The organism is Kitasatospora kazusensis, assembly GCF_039529945.1.
Taxonomy (GTDB): domain Bacteria; phylum Actinomycetota; class Actinomycetes; order Streptomycetales; family Streptomycetaceae; genus Kitasatospora; species Kitasatospora kazusensis.
The window spans coordinates 43,534-57,512 of record NZ_BAAANT010000018.1 but is presented as its reverse complement, the minus strand read 5'-3'; the positions used below and the strand labels follow the sequence as shown (position 1 = coordinate 57,512).

9 protein-coding genes are annotated in these 13,979 nt (G+C 71.7%); 2 read left to right on the top strand and 7 right to left on the bottom strand.

All coding sequences use genetic code 11. From position 1 onward, the window contains the following. The first annotated feature begins 268 nt into the window (after positions 1 to 268). Positions 269 to 1,966 carry an aa3-type cytochrome oxidase subunit I gene (gene ctaD, locus ABD330_RS17270; RefSeq protein ID WP_344465911.1) on the top strand — a complete coding sequence of 566 codons (1,698 nt, stop codon included), beginning with the start codon at positions 269 to 271 and terminating at the stop codon, positions 1,964 to 1,966. Between the two features lie 48 nt (positions 1,967 to 2,014). On the opposite strand, the gene ABD330_RS17265 is transcribed toward ctaD, so the two are convergent. The 7 genes from ABD330_RS17265 to ABD330_RS17235 all read right to left on the bottom strand — a co-directional run bounded on the left by ABD330_RS17265 (position 2,015) and on the right by ABD330_RS17235 (position 12,198). After that, a complete protein-coding gene (locus tag ABD330_RS17265) occupies positions 2,015 to 3,820 on the bottom strand; it encodes a glycoside hydrolase family 36 protein (RefSeq protein ID WP_344465909.1) in 1,806 nt (601 codons plus the stop codon). 94 nt (positions 3,821 to 3,914) lie between these two features. After that, positions 3,915 to 6,293, bottom strand: coding sequence for a collagenase (locus ABD330_RS17260; protein WP_344465907.1), 2,379 nt, complete (start codon positions 6,291 to 6,293; stop codon positions 3,915 to 3,917). A gap of 210 nt (positions 6,294 to 6,503) precedes the next feature. Further along, a complete protein-coding gene (locus ABD330_RS17255; RefSeq protein WP_344465905.1) occupies positions 6,504 to 7,496 on the bottom strand; it encodes an ABC transporter ATP-binding protein in 993 nt (330 codons plus the stop codon). Beyond that, positions 7,493 to 8,470, bottom strand: a complete 978-nt coding sequence (locus ABD330_RS17250) for an ABC transporter ATP-binding protein (RefSeq protein WP_344465903.1) — start codon at positions 8,468 to 8,470, stop codon at positions 7,493 to 7,495. The genes ABD330_RS17255 and ABD330_RS17250 overlap by 4 nt, the downstream gene beginning before the upstream one ends. Beyond that, entirely contained in the window at positions 8,467 to 9,456 is a 990-nt protein-coding gene (locus ABD330_RS17245; RefSeq protein ID WP_344465901.1) for an ABC transporter permease, read from the bottom strand. The genes ABD330_RS17250 and ABD330_RS17245 overlap by 4 nt, the downstream gene beginning before the upstream one ends. Continuing rightward, positions 9,453 to 10,442, bottom strand: coding sequence for an ABC transporter permease (locus tag ABD330_RS17240; RefSeq protein WP_344465898.1), 990 nt, complete (start codon positions 10,440 to 10,442; stop codon positions 9,453 to 9,455). Before ABD330_RS17240 ends, ABD330_RS17245 begins: the two co-directional genes overlap by 4 nt. 16 nt (positions 10,443 to 10,458) lie before the next feature. Continuing rightward, the gene (locus tag ABD330_RS17235; protein WP_344465896.1) at positions 10,459 to 12,198 is read right to left on the bottom strand and encodes an ABC transporter substrate-binding protein; all 1,740 of its coding nucleotides are present in this window, start codon (positions 12,196 to 12,198) and stop codon (positions 10,459 to 10,461) included. 280 nt (positions 12,199 to 12,478) lie between these two features. On the opposite strand from ABD330_RS17235, the gene ABD330_RS17230 reads away from it, so the two are divergent. Continuing rightward, complete coding sequence (locus ABD330_RS17230; RefSeq protein ID WP_344465894.1) at positions 12,479 to 13,945, top strand: aminopeptidase P family protein; 1,467 nt, start codon at positions 12,479 to 12,481, stop codon at positions 13,943 to 13,945. Positions 13,946 to 13,979: the final 34 nt, after the last annotated feature.

The window sequence follows — 13,979 nt, the reverse complement described above, 5'->3', positions numbered from 1 at the left end:
CCGGATGGCCGCCGACGGCCACCCGGTGAGCGACGGGCCGGCCCGGGCCGGGGTCCCCTAGCCCCCGCCCGGGCTTCTCTCGGTGCCCGCGCCGCCACAGGCGCCCCCCTGCGCGGGCACCGGGCCACTCGGCTCCGCGCCCCTCGGCCCCGGCCCTCCCGGCGCCGCCCCGGGGGCCGCTCGGCGCGCCGCATGCGCCTGTCAGTGCTGACTGATAGTGATGGGTCAGCTACCCGGAGGAGTTCCGGGCGACGGGAGGCGGGCGTCGGTGACGATTCTCAACGAGAACCTGGGCAGGCCCCGGCCGCCCGCGCCCGCGGGCCGTACCCGGCGGGCCCGGGGCCGGGTGCTGGTGAGCTGGCTGACGACGACCGACCACAAGCAGATCGGCACGCTCTACCTGGTCACCTCGTTCGGCTTCTTCCTGCTGGCCGGCCTGATGGCGATGCTGATGCGGGCCGAACTCGCCCGGCCTGGCCTCCAACTGATGACGAACGAGCAGTTCAACCAGCTGTTCACGATGCACGGCACCGCGATGCTGCTGATGTTCGCGACCCCGCTCTTCGCGGGCTTCAGCAACTGGATCATGCCGCTGCAGATCGGCGCACCCGACGTGGCCTTCCCCCGGCTGAACATGGTGGCCTACTGGTTCTACCTGTTCGGCTCGCTGATCGCGATGGGCGGCTTCCTCACCCCGGACGGCCCGGCCGACTTCGGGTGGTTCGCCTACGCGCCGCTGAACAGCACACTGCACTCGCCGGGCGTCGGCGCCGACATGTGGGCGATGGGCCTGGCGCTCTCCGGCTTCGGCACGATCCTCGGAGCGGTCAACTTCATCACCACCATCATCTGCCTGCGCGCGCCGGGCATGACGCTGTTCCGGATGCCGATCTTCGTCTGGAACATCCTGCTCACCAGCGTGCTGGTGCTCTTCGCCTTCCCCGTCCTGGCCGCCGCGCTGCTCGCGCTGGAGGCGGACCGGAAGTTCGGGGCGCACGTCTTCGACCCGGCCAACGGCGGCGCGATGCTCTGGCAGCACCTGTTCTGGTTCTTCGGCCACCCCGAGGTCTACATCATCGCGCTGCCGTTCTTCGGGATCATCACCGAGATCATCCCGGTCTTCAGCCGCAAGCCGGTCTTCGGGTACACCAGCCTGGTCGCCGCCACCCTCGCCATCACCGGGCTGTCGATCACGGTCTGGGCGCACCACATGTTCGTCACCGGCCAGGTGCTGCTGCCGTTCTTCTCGGTGATGACCCTGCTGATCGCCGTGCCGACGGGGGTCAAGTTCTTCAACTGGATCGGCACCATGTGGCAGGGCTCGCTGAGCTTCGAGACCCCGATGCTCTGGGCCTGCGGATTCCTGGTCACCTTCCTGTTCGGCGGCCTGACGGGCGTGCTGCTGGCCTCCCCGCCGATCGACTTCCACGTCTCGGACTCGTACTTCGTCGTCGCCCACTTCCACTACGTGGTCTTCGGCACGGTCGTCTTCGCGATGTTCGCCGGCTTCCACTTCTGGTGGCCCAAGATGACCGGCAGGATGCTCGACGAGCGGCTCGGCCGGCTGCACTTCTGGACGCTGTTCGTCGGCTTCCACACCACCTTCCTGGTGCAGCACTGGCTCGGCGCCGAGGGCATGCCCCGCCGCTACGCCGACTACCTCGCCTCGGACGGCTTCACCACGCTGAACACCGTCTCCAGCATCGGTTCGTTCCTGCTCGGCCTCTCGACCCTGCCGTTCCTCTACAACGTCTGGACGACGAGCAGGCACGGGACGAAGGTCGAGGAGGACGACCCGTGGGGCTTCGGCCGCTCACTGGAGTGGGCCACCTCCTGTCCGCCGCCCCGGCACAACTTCACCACCCTGCCCCGGATCCGCTCGGAGTGCCCGGCCTTCGACCTGCACCACCCCGAGATCGCCGAGCTGGACCGGCGGCAGAACGCGCCGCAGGAGCAGCGGACCTGACGGCCCCGCCGGGCGCGGCGGGGCGCGCCCGGCCCGGCGGGGGCGGCCTCAGCGCCGCAGCGTCAGCAACCCCCCGAGCGGCACGTGCAGGGCCAGCTCCCGCCCGTCCACGGCCGTCGCGGCCTCCGCGACGGTGCCGCCGAAGCAGTCCTGCACCAGCACCGACAGCTGCCCCGGCGCCGTGTCGAAGGCCAGCCGGACGAGGGTGTCCGGGTCCGCGTTGGCCAGCAGCAGGGTGTCCCAGTCGCCGGTGACGGATGCGGGCAGCGGGGCGTAGCGGCCGAAGGCGAGGCTGCGGCCGTGCCGGGCCTCGATCAGCGGGTAGCCGAGTTCCGGGCGGTACGGCCGCAGGTCGCCGCGCTGGAGCAGCGCGGTGTGCTCGCGCATCACGGAGAGCCAGAACCGCAGCGCGGCGAGCTGCTCCGGCCCCTGGACGCCCAGGTCGACCGAGACCTGCGGGGTCGAGAAGAGCACCGACAGCAGCAGCACCGCGATCTGCTCGGGGCTCTCGGACGGGTGCCAGGTGAGCGGGTCGGCGTGGACGGCGAGGGGCCCGGCGGTGAGCCGCAGGTCGGCCGTCCGGGCGCGGTTCTCGGCGGCGTTGTGCGGGCAGTCGGTGGCCCGCACCATCGTCGCGTACGGCCACAGGCCCGGGCCGACGTACGGCTGCCGGTGCTCGACCAGCACGTCCGGTCGGGCGGCCCGCAGCCGTGCGTCGAGCTCGGCGAGCAGCTTGCGGACGCCCTCGTCGACGGTCGCGCAGTCGGGGTCGGGCGAGGCGCCGGTGGCCGTGGTGCGGACGAAGGTGTCGATGAAGTCGATCTTCAGGCCGTCCACGCCGTACTTCTCCACGGCGGCGGCCAGCCGCTCGACCTGGTGGGCCCGGACGGCGGCGCTGCGCGGGTCCAGGACGTACGTCTCCAGCTGCGGCAGCCGGGCCAGCGAGTGGGCGGCCAGCTCGCCGACGGCCGCGCTGCGGTCACCGGCGAACGGGAGGGCGTACCAGACCAGGTAGTCGAGGCCGAGCGCCTGCACCCGCTCGACGTGCGCGGCGAAGTCGGGGAAGCCGGCCGGGGCGGGCTGCCAGTCCCCGGTGGTGGCGTAGGAGCGGGAGCGCTCGTCGGTCTGCCAGCCGTCGTCGACGATCAGGGCGCCGAAGCCGAGCGGCGCGGCGAGGGCGGCGAGCCGCTCCACGTCGGCGGAGGTCATCGCCAGGTGCAGCGCGTACCAGGTGCAGAAGACCGGTGCGAAGGCGGCGGGCGGCACCGGCGCGGGCGGCAGCAGGGTGGCCCACCAGGCGGCGCAGTCCCGTACCGTGTCGGCGAAGTGGCGGCCGCTCAGGTCGAGCAGCAGGCGCAGCGTCGGGCCCTCGTGCTCGACCCACCAGGTGAACTCGCCGGTCTCCTCGACCGCGCCCTCGCCGATGTCGACGGGCAGTACCAGCTCGCCGGCCGCGAAGGTGCACAGCGCGGCGTCGCCGCTGCCGACCAGGCTGCCGACCGGCGCGCCCTTGGCCAGCGCGGCCGTCCGGGGCTCGCGCCAGGACGGCGGCAGCCAGCGGGTGTCGGTGGTCGGGGTCCAGAGCGCGGTGGCCCCGGTGCACGGCAGCCGCCACTCCACCCGGACCCGGGCGGGCAGCCCGTCGTCGGGTTCGCCGGTGGTGACCTCGATCAGCACCACGCCGGGCGTCCGCTGCGGTGTCACCGTGACGGTGGCCGGTCCGGCGCCGACGGCCGTGGCCCGGACCAGCAGGCCGGGGACGTCGAGCCCGGTGTCCACGGAGCCGGTGTGCTCGGTGCGGCCGGACGGACGGGCGCTGCCGTCCCAGCTGAGCGGCGGCGGGGTCTGGGTCACGTGGGTGGGGCCTTTCTGTCAGGTGTGGAGAGGGGCCCGGTCGGGCGCGGCCCGCGTAATGACGGTTCCCCGCCGCGCCCGACCGGGGGTCGGGTCACCGGCGGAGGGGGCCTTCGCAGGTGTAGTTGGAGGTGCCGGCCCGGCCCGTGGGCCAGACGTTGACGGGGCCGAAGTAGCAGTTCATGTCGTCGAGGTTGTTGGCGACGCCCTTCGTCCGCTGCAGGACGAAGTAGTCGACCGTGCCCGACATGTCCTTGAACACCTGGTCCGGGTTACCGGAGTTGGAGAGGTTCGCGGTGATCTGCCCGGTGCAGACGAAACGCATCGGCTTGTTGGCCCAGTCGCCGTTGTCCACGCAGCTGGGCGTGTTGGCGGTGGCCTTGGCGAACGCGGCCTGCACCTCGGCGGGGTAGGCGTACTGGAGGGAGCCGTTCGCGGTGAAGGAGGTGCTCGGGACGTAGAGGCCGTCGACGTTCTCGATCTGCGCGTCGAGGAAGGCGTAGTACGCGGCCTGCAGCCCCGCGTCGTTGCCGAGCCGGGTGCGCCAGGCGTCGAAGCCGGCCGGGTCGTCGGCGCGCTGGTAGCCGTACATCTCGCGGATCAGCGAGGGGTGGCTCTGCCAGAGGAACTCGAAGAACGTCCCGGCGTAGTTGTAGAAGTGGAACGCCGGAGTGTCCGTGTACTTGGCGTGCAGCAGCTCGCTGACGGTCATCCGGGGGATGCCGGCCGCCTCGTCCTGCGCGAGCTTGGCGACCAGCGACTTGCGCACCAGGATGCCCTGGTCGCGGGTCGAACCGTCGAAGAACTCGGCCGTCCCCTCGTCCATCGCGGTGAGCATGTCGCCCGCGTACCAGCGCGGGTCGCCGAAGTAGCCCGGGATCGCCCAGCGGCCGTTGAGGTAGTGGGTGTACTCGTGCCGGAACAGCTCCTCCAGCGTCAGGGTGGAGTCCTGCGGCACCCGGCGCTGGTAGGTGTAGAAGGTGGCGCCCTGCTCGATGTAGATGCCGCCGTTGTTGGTGCTCATCCCGGTGAGCAGCGGGTGGTAGACCTCGTAGTCGGAGCGCGAGGCGTACAGGTGGATGTGCAGCGTGGAGTTGACGTCGCCGGCCAGCGGGACGTCGGTGCCGAGCACCCGGAAGTACTGGGTCTTCACCTGCTTGCTGGCGTAGTACATCTGGTCGACGGTGGCCTTGTCGAGGGCGGTGTGCACCTCGACGGCGCCGTTGTCGTACTTGTAGGTGTACGGGAAGAGCCTGGCCTCGATGTCCGTGGTGCAGACGTTGTACTGCCGGCACAGCCCGTACGTGTTGAGCCAGCCGGCCAGCTTGACCCACGGGTCGGACCAGGCGCCGAAGACGGTGGCGACCTGGGTGAAGACGTTGCCGAGGTCGGCGGTGACGGCGCTCTTCAGCGCCGGGACCTGGCCGAAGCGGCCGTACTCCCCCATCGCGTCGCGGGCCACCCAGGCGTTGGCGGTGCCCGTGAGGTGGCCGTAGCCGGCGAACGCGCGGAAGGCCGCGACGTAGGACGGGTCGGCCGTCACGGCGGCCTCGAAGGCCGGGTCGTTGTTGGCGATGCCCAGGTAGTTGGCGTTCAGGGCGCCGAAGGCCGCGTTGCCCCAGCCCGGGTCGCCGGTGACGGCGCTGCCGGGGGCGAACATGGCGAGCACCTTCTTGATCAGCGGCAGCTGGTGCTGCCGCAGGCCGGTGATGCCGCCCGTGATCAGCACCTCCCGCAGGGTGTTGCCCGCCAGGGTGGTCGGGTCGAAGGCGTGCGCGCTCGCGCCGTACGCGGTGACGGCCTGCTGGAGGGCGGCCTGGGTGGCCGGGGCGTCCACGCTGATCGCGGGGTTGCCCCAGGCCAGGTAGGCGACGGCCTGGAGGTAGGTCCACATCTCGTACAGGTGCTGACCGCCGGTGCCGCCCTCGGCCGCCGAGCGGGCGACGATCGCGTTCGCGACGGCCTGGATGTGCGCGGCGTCCATGGCGGGGGCAAGCCGGGCGTCCCAGTTCCAGATGACGTTGCGCAGGCAGCCGTCGACGGTGATCGCCGGGTCGCCCAGGAAGGTGACCAGCTGTTGCGGGGTCAGCGCCGAGAAGGCGTCGACCGTGCACGGCACACCGGCGGCCGAGACCGCCAGCGGGGCGTTCGGCGCCGCCGTGGTGGCGTTCGGGCCGGGGGCGCCGATCCGCGCGGGCATCAGGCCGGGTACCCCGTGCACGTTGTTGTTGGACCCGCCGCCGGGGCCGGGTGCGGCCCCGCCCGGCACGACGTCGGCGGAGCCGACGTCGGCGGTGTCGTCGTAGCCGGTCGGGTCGGGGGTGGTGGCGGTGGCGGCTGTGGTGGCGGCGTGGGGTGCCGCCGTCACGGCGGCGGGCGCGAGGGCCTGCGCGCTCTGCACGGCCGGCAGCGTGAGGGAGGCTGCCAGCGCGGTGGCGATCAGAACTCTTCGCGCGGTGCGGGGGGTCGACACGTGTGCTCCGGATGGAGTGGAGGAGTGGGGGGTGCCGGACGGCGCGAGTGGGGTGGGCGACGCGGGCGGGTTGGCGGTACAGGGGCCTGGACGGGCTGGACGGTACGAGGGCGTGGACGGTACGGACGCCGGTCGGGCGCGCTCGGGGCCGTACCGCCGCCGGGGAGGGGTGGCGGCGGCGGTACGGCGGCGGGCGGGTCCGGCCCGGGGTCAGGCCTCCGGGAAGTGGCAGGCGGCCTGCCTGCCGCCGCCCGCCGTGGTGATCTGCAGCAGCGGGGGTTCCGTGCGGCAGACGTCCTGGGCCTTGGCGCACCTGGGATGGAAGGTGCAACCGCTCGGCGGGTTGGCCGGGCTCGGCGGGTCGCCGAGCAGGACGATCCGCTCCCGCACGCGTTCGGCCGCCGGGTCGGGCAGCGGAACGGCGGAGAGCAGGGCCTTGGTGTACGGGTGCGCGGGGTTGCCGTACACCTCGTGCTTGTCGCCGATCTCGACGATCCGGCCGAGGTACATCACGGCGACGCGGTGGCTGATGTGCTTCACCACGGCCAGGTCGTGGGCGATGAAGACGTACGCGACCCCGAGTTCGCGTTGCAGCCGCTCCATCAGCCCGACGATCTGGGCCTGGATGGAGACGTCGAGGGCGGAGACCGGTTCGTCGGCGACGACCAGCTCCGGGCGGGTGGCCAGCGCGCGGGCGATGCCGATCCGCTGCGCCTGGCCGCCGGAGAACTGGTGCGGGTAGCGCTCCAGGTGTTCGGGGGCGAGGCCGACCAGCTGGATCAGCTCGCGGACCTCGCGGCGGATCGCGTCGGCGGAGGTGCCCTGGGCGCGCAGCGGCGCGGAGACGATCTGCTGGACGGTCTGCCGGGGGTTCAGCGAGGCGAACGGGTCCTGGAAGATCATCTGGAGCTTGCTGCGCAGCGGGCGCAGCTCGCGCTGGCCGGTCCGGGTGATGTCCTTGCCCCGGAAGTCGACCCGGCCGGCGGTCGGGTCGAGCAGCCGGACCAGCATCCGCCCGGTGGTGGACTTGCCGCAGCCGGACTCGCCGACCAGTCCGAGGGTCTCCCCCGGCCGGACGTCGAAGCTGACGCCGTCCACCGCCTTGATCCCGCCGCCTCGGCGGAAGGTGCCGCGCGGCCCGGGGAAGGTCATCCCGAGGTCCTTGACGGTCAGCAGGGCGGTCTTCGGGTCGTTCCCCGTCATACGGTCACCTCGTCGAGCTGGCAGGCGTTCTGGTGTCCGGGCGCGACCTGCCGCAGCAGCGGGCGCTCGCCGGTGCAGAGCGGGGAGGGGTTCGCCGCGTAGACCGGGCAGCGCGGGTGGAAGGCGCAGCCGGCCGGCGGGTCGAGCAGCGAGGGCGGGCTGCCGGGGATGGAGCGCAGCGCCTCGCCGTCCTCGGCGTCGAGCCGGGGCAGCGAGTCGAGCAGGCCGCGGGTGTAGGGGTGCCGGGGGGCGGTGAACAGCGTGTCGGCGGGGGCCTGTTCGGCGGCCGAGCCGCCGTACATCACCAGCACGTCGTCGGCGACCCGGGCGATCACCCCGAGGTCGTGGGTGATCATGATGATGCCGAGGCCGCGGTCCTGCTGGATCTTCGCCAGCAGTTCCAGCACCTGCGCCTGGACGGTGACGTCCAGCGCGGTGGTCGGCTCGTCCGCGATGATCAGGTCCGGTTCGCAGGAGAGCGCGAGGGCGATCATGGCGCGCTGGCGCATGCCGCCGGAGAACTGGTGCGGGTGCTCCCCCGCCCGGCGGGCGGGCTCGGGGATGCCGACGTCGCCGAGCACCTCCACCGCGCGTTTCAGCGCCGCCCTGCGGGTGCCGCCGTGGTGCTCCCGGTAGGCCTCGGCGATCTGGTCGCCGATGGTGAAGTACGGGTGCAGCGAGGTCAGCGCGTCCTGGAAGACCATCGCCATCCGGCGGCCGCGCAGCTTGCGGACGGTCTCCTCGGGCGCACCGAGCAGCTCCGTCCCCTCGTACCGGACCGAGCCGGTGACCTTCGCGCCCCGGTGCAGGCCCATCACGGCCAGCGAGGTGACGGACTTGCCCGACCCGGACTCCCCGACGATCCCCAGCGTCCGGCCGCGCCCGACGGTGAAGTCGACGCCCTTGACGGCCCGGACGGTGCCCTCGGGGGTGCTGAACTCGACCGCGAGGTCGCGGACTTCGAGCAGTGTCATGACAGCCTCGCCCTGGGGTCGATCCAGGCGTAGACGAGGTCCACGACCAGGTTGGAACTGACGATGAAGAAGGAGGCCAGCAGGGTGATGCCCATGATCACCGGCTGGTCGGACTTGTTGAGCGAGTCGGCGAACAGCTTGCCGACGCCCGGGAGCCCGAACAGCGACTCGGTGATCATCGCGCCGGCCAGCAGGCTGCCCAGGTCCATCCCGAGCATGGTGACGACGGGGGTGAGCGCCGGGCGCAGCCCGTGCTTGGCGACCACCCGCCGCTCGCGCAGGCCCTTGGCGCGGGCCGTCCGGACGAACGGCTCGGCGAGCGTCTCGATCACCGAACTGCGGGTCATCCGGGCGTAGATGGCGGCGGAGGCGAGCGCCAGGGTGACCCACGGCAGGATCAGGTTGCGCAGCCAGCCGACCGGGTCCTCGGAGAAGGCGATGTAGCGCGGGTACGGGATCAGGTTCAGCACCGTGACGACCACGTACAGCAGGATCATCGCGGTGAAGTAGACCGGCAGCGCGGCGGCGCCGATCGTGCCGACCATGACCGTCCGGTCGATCCAGGAGTTCTTCCGCAGCGCGGAGAGCACCCCGGCGCTGATCCCGAAGAGCACCCAGAGCAGGGCGGCGCCGACGGCCAGCGAGGCGCTGGTCGGGAGCCGGTCCATCATCAGGTCCCAGACCGGGCGGCCGCTCTGGAAGGAGTACCCGAAGCAGGGGAAGCCGCACTGCACCGCGTACTGCCCGCTGCCCATCGTGCGGCCGGCGAAGATGGCGGCCACGTAGTGGCCGAACTGGACGATCAGCGGGGCGTCCAGGCCCATCTGCTTGCGGACCAGGGCGATCTGGTCCGGCGCGCAGTCCTTGCCGCAGAACTGGGTGGCCGGGTCGTTGGGCAGCAGGTAGAAGATGCAGAAGGTGACCGCGCAGATCACCAGCAGGGTGGCCGCGATGCCGAGCAGGCGGCGGATCAGAAAGCCCGTCATGTGCGGCTGCCCTTCGGGTCCAGGGCGTCCCGCAGCGCGTCGCCGAGCAGGGTGAAGGCCAGCACCACCAGGAAGAGGCAGGCGCTGGGGAGGACGAAGAACATCGGGTCGACCTTGTAGTAGAGCGCCGAGTCGGCGATCATCTGGCCCCAGCTGGGGGTCGGCGGGCGGACCCCGACACCCAGGTAGGTGAGCCCGGCCTCGGTGCCGATCAGGCCGGGGATGGCCAGCGTGACGTAGACGATGATCGTGCCGGTCAGGTTGGGCAGGATCTCGGTGAACAGGATCCGGGCGCTGGAGGTGCCGCTGACCCGGGCCGCCTCGACGTACTCGCGGTGCTTGAGGGACATCGTCTGCCCGCGGATCACCCGGGCGATGTACGGCCAGCTGAACAGGCTCATCACCACGATCAGCAGCAGGACGCGGTTGACGTCCTTGACCACCGAGAGCAGCGCCATCATGAAGATCAGGCTGGGGAAGGACATCATGACGTCCATGAACCGGCTGATCACGGTGTCGGTGCGGCCGCCGAAGTAGCCGGCCGTGATGCCGAGCAGCACGCCGATCAGGGTGATCATCAGGGCGGCACTGAAGGCGACCAGCAGGCTGACCTGTGCGCCGTAGAGCAGCCGGGCGAAGACGTCCCGGCCGAGCATCGGCTCGACCCCGAGCCAGTGGCTCGGGCTGACCCCGCCGAGCGTGCCGCGCGGCAGGCCGCCGAGGTACGGGTCGACGGACTTCTTGTCGGTGTCGGTCGGGCCGTGGCCGCTGACGGCCGTGATGAGCGGGGCGAAGGCGGCGGTCAGCACGAAGAAGGCGATGATGGCGAGGCCGACCAGGGCGATCCGGCGGCGGCGCAGCCGGCTCCAGGTCAGCCGCCAGGGGGAGGCGGGGGCCTCGGCGTCGGGGGCGGGAACGGCGTCGCCAGGGTCACTGGCCGCCGTCCCCGCTCCCCCGGGCAGGCCCGTGGAGAGCGGGGCAGTCATGGTCGCGGCTCCCGCTCTACTTGACGGACTTGAGGCCGATGGCGGCGTAGTCGAGCTCGCCGGACCAGACGGAGTTGGCGTACGCGCCGGCGATGTTGGAGCCGACCAGCAGCGGCTTCTTCTGCCAGCTCATCGGCACGGCGGGCGACTCGTCCATGATCTTGTCGTTCAGCGCCAGGTAGGCGTCGTTGGCGGCCTTGACGTCCGTCAGCGCGGCGATCCGGTCGAGCTCCGCGTTGACGGCCGGGTCGTTGAAGCGGGTGACGTCGCCCTGGTTGCCGGTGTCGACGATGGAGCGGCCGTCGAAGATCATCGGCAGGAAGGTGGCGGCCGACGGGTAGTCGGGGCACCAGCCGGTGATGGCCAGGCCGGTCTGCTTGTCCTTGCTGCCGATCACCGAGTTGGTGACGCTGGCGTCGACCGCGTTGATGGTGACGTTGATGTTGAACTTCTTCAGCGCCGCCTGGACCGCCTCGGCCTGCTGCTTGGCACCGGTGGAGACGGTGATCTCGGTGGAGAACCCGTTCGCGAAGCCCGCGTCGGCCAGCAGCTGCTTGGCCTTGGCCGGGTCACCGGCCACCGGGATCTTGAAGTGGTCCACGGGCGAGCCGCCGGTCAGCGCCGGGGGGAGGTAGCTGGTGGCGATGTCGCTGAGCGCCGGACCGCCGACGGAGGCCTGGAACGCGTCCTTGTCCACCGCGTACTGCATGGCCAGGCGCAGCTTGGGGTTGTCGAACGGCGCCTTGCTGGTGTTCATGTCCAGCATCGCCGTACAGCCCTCGCTCTGGCTCACCAGACGGGACTTGACCGACGGGTTGGTGATCACGTCGGGAATCTTGGCCGGCGTCAGGTCGGCGTACATGATGGCGTTCTTGTCGTCCCCCTGGTCGGCGACCAGCCGGTCGGCGATCCCGGCGCTGCCGAGGGTCTGGTCCACCACGATCTTGTCCGGGTACGCCTTGCGGACGGTGTCGGTGCCCGGGTCCCAGTTGGTGTTGCGGACCAGGACCAGGCGCTTGCCGCGGTCGTACGAGTCGATCTTGTACGGGCCCGAGGAGAACGGGTGGTTGCTGTAGTTGGCGCCGGTCTCCTTGGCGACCGGGACGGGTGCGAAGGTCGGCAGGGTGACGGTGTAGCCGAACTCGGCGACCGGGCGCTTGAGGTGGAAGACGATCGTCTTGGCATCGGGGACCTCGATCGCCTCCTTGCCCAGGCGCTGGCCCTTCAGCGGGCCCGCGTAGCCCTTCGGGGCGTTCAGGTACTGCTTGGCGTAGTCCGGGCCGCCGGGCAGCTCGGGGGAGAACGAGCGCTCGACGTTGTACTTGATGTCGTCCGTGACGATCGGGGAGCCGTCCTCGTACTTGAGGCCGTCCTTCAGGCGGAAGGTCCAGGTCTTGCCGTTGTCGCTCGGGGTGCCGAGGTCGGTGGCCAGGTCCGGCACGATCTGCAGGCCCTCCGCGCCGGGGGCGGCCTTGAAGGTGGTCAGCGTGCGGTAGAGCGTCCGCAGGCCGAAGTCCATCTCCGGCTCCACCCAGTTGCGGGTCGGGTCCAGCTGCGAGAAGTCCTGGTTGGAGAGGATGTTGAGGGTGCCGCCCTTGACCGGCGTACCGCCGATGATCCCGTTGCCCTCGGTGGTGATGCCCTTGCCGTCGACGGCGGCCGAGTCGCCGCCGGTGCTGCTGGAACACGCTCCGAGGCCGAGGGTGAGTGCTGCCGCGATCGCCGCCGCGAGGGCGGTGTGGGTACGCCTGGTCATGTGCAACTCCGCAGTGGGGGGCCATGGTCGTGGCCTTGTTCGGACCCCGGGGCTGATCCGGGTCACCCCCGACGCGGCGACCTGAGGTCTAGCCGTCGCCGGGGTGTGACCCGTAACATAGTAATGTGAAATTGCACTGGCAAGAGGTGGAGCGGGCCGTTACCGAGCTGTGTCCGGACGCCGTGTCAACTCCTTTCCGCCACAAGGACGATCAGTGCAGATCAGCCCTACCGGGACGGACAAACCGCCCACCCGCCGCCACGGCAGAGGAGCCGCCGCAGTGACCACCGACCCCAAGACCCCCGTCCTCAACACCGGCAGTCACGACCTGCCCGTCTCCGCCGCCCTGGACGCCTTCATGGGCACCCAGTGGGCCCCCACCCCGCTCTCCGCGAGCCACCGCGTCGCCGGGTACGACGTCATGCCGGCCCGCCGCGCCCGGCTCGCCGCCGCCTACCCCGGCGAGCGGTTGATCGTCCCCGCGGGGCAGTTGAAGGTCCGCACCAACGACTGCGACCACCGCTTCCGCCCGCACAGCGCGTACGCCTGGCTCACCGGCCTGACCGGCGAGGACCAGGTCGGGCACGTCCTGGTGGTCGAGCCCAGCGGCGAGCCCGTGCTCTACCTGCGCCCGCGCTCGCCGCGCGGCGGCGGCAGCCCGTACGGCTCGGAGTTCTACCGCGACCGCCGCTACGGCGAGTTCTGGGTCGGCCGCCGCGCCGACCTCGACGAGGCCGCGCAGCTGACCGGCATCCGTACCGCGCACCTGGACGACCTGGACAAGCTGCTGACCGGCCCCCAGCCCGCCACCCGCGTGCTGGCCGGCGCCGACCCCGCCCTGGACGCCGCCACCGGCCGGCCGAGCGCCGCCGACGCGGACCGCGACTCCGCGCTCGCCACCACCCTCGGCGAACTGCGCCTGGTCAAGGACGCCTGGGAGATCGAACAGCTGCAGCTCTCCGTCGACCACACCGTCGCCGGCTTCGCCGACGTGGTCCGCGCGCTGCCCGCCGCCCTGCGGCACGCCCGCGGCGAACGCTGGCTGGAGGGCGCCTTCAACCAGCGCGCCCGCGCCGAGGGCAACGGCACCGGCTACGAGACCATCGTCGCCTCCGGGGCGCACGCCTGCGTCCTGCACTGGATCCGCAACGACGGCCCGCTCGACCCGTCCAAGCTGCTGCTGCTCGACGCGGGCGTCGAGACCGACACGCTCTACACCGCCGACATCACCCGCACCCTGCCGCTCGGCGGCACCTTCTCACCCGTCCAGCGCCAGGTGTACGAGCTGGTGCTGGCCGCCCAGGACGCGGGTATCGCGACGCTCCGGCCCGGCGCCAGCTTCCGCGACTTCCACCGGGCCGCGATGCGGGTGATCGCCGAGGGGCTGGCCGACTGGGGCGTGCTCCGGATCTCCGCCGAGGAGGCCCTCCAGGAGGACAGCGGCCTGTTCCGCCGCTACACCCTCTGCAGCACCGGCCACATGCTCGGCCTGGACGTCCACGACTGCGCGAAGGCCCGCGCCGAGACCTACCTCGACGGCGTCCTGGAGGAGGGCCAGGTCCTCACCGTCGAACCCGGCCTCTACCTCCAGCCCGACGACGAGACCCTGCCGCTGGAGCTGCGCGGCCTCGGCGTCCGGGTCGAGGACGACCTGGTGATCACCGCCGACGGCGCCCGCCTGATGTCCGGCGCCCTGCCGCGCACCGTGGCGGGCATCGAGGAGTGGATGGGCACGCTCCTCGGCTGACGCCGCCCGCGGGCGGGCCCCGCAGGGGGTCCGC

Bases quoted from the DNA above. Each gene is read 5' to 3' on its own strand.
- ABD330_RS17255 (WP_344465905.1), bottom strand. From the start codon at position 7,496: ATGACGGGGAACGACCCGAAGACCGCCCTGCTGACCGTCAAGGACCTC.
- ABD330_RS17250 (WP_344465903.1), bottom strand. From the start codon at position 8,470: ATGACACTGCTCGAAGTCCGCGACCTCGCGGTCGAGTTCAGCACCCCC.
- ABD330_RS17245 (WP_344465901.1), bottom strand. From the start codon at position 9,456: ATGACGGGCTTTCTGATCCGCCGCCTGCTCGGCATCGCGGCCACCCTG.
- ABD330_RS17240 (WP_344465898.1), bottom strand. From the start codon at position 10,442: ATGACTGCCCCGCTCTCCACGGGCCTGCCCGGGGGAGCGGGGACGGCG.
- ABD330_RS17235 (WP_344465896.1), bottom strand. From the start codon at position 12,198: ATGACCAGGCGTACCCACACCGCCCTCGCGGCGGCGATCGCGGCAGCA.